Raw genomic sequence first — 651 nt, forward strand, 5'->3', positions numbered from 1 at the left:
TTTTTCCGTCTTTATTAACATCGACAAACTGTCCGTGTTTGGTAATTGAAATACCTGAAGCAGGTGCCAATGGCGTAATCGTACAAGTTGGACAACCTGGATCTGGTGCGCATGTAGTACATGGCAGCGGATCGGTGGATGTGTCACTTACATTTGGACCACTTGGTGGTGTTCCAGTTGCGGTCGCTAAGTTGTATACGGCACCTGCATCAATATCGGCTTGTGTTATGGTATGAACCGCTTTAAAAGTCGTAGCATCTTCTGCACCAACTGCTAATGTCAGCAAAGGACCTCCTGTAACAACAGCATTATTATCGGTCACAGTAATATTGCTCAAAGTTGTATTTCCTGTGTTCTTAACCACAAAGGTGTATTCTACCCTGTCCCCAACATTGGTTTTTCCGTCTTTATTAACATCGACAAATTGTCCGTGTTTAGTAATTGAAATACCTGAAGCAGGTGCCAATGGCGTGATCGTACAAGTTGGACAACCTGGATCTGGTGCGCATGTAGTACATGGCAGCGGATCGGTGGATGTGTCACTTACATTTGGGCCACTTGGTGGTGTTCCAGTTGCGGTCGCTAAGTTGTATACGGCACCTGCATCAATATCAGATTGTGTTACAATATGAATACCGGTAAAGGTAGTAG

Annotated in this window: 1 pseudogene; it reads right to left on the reverse strand. The window is 44.5% G+C overall.

Going from position 1 to position 651, the window contains the following annotated elements:
• Positions 1 to 651: pseudogene (locus ACHRWY_RS27550) on the reverse strand (hypothetical protein); the annotation flags it as partial.

The sequence above is a fragment of the Flavobacterium sp. FlaQc-48 genome (assembly GCF_044007335.1).
Taxonomy (GTDB): domain Bacteria; phylum Bacteroidota; class Bacteroidia; order Flavobacteriales; family Flavobacteriaceae; genus Flavobacterium.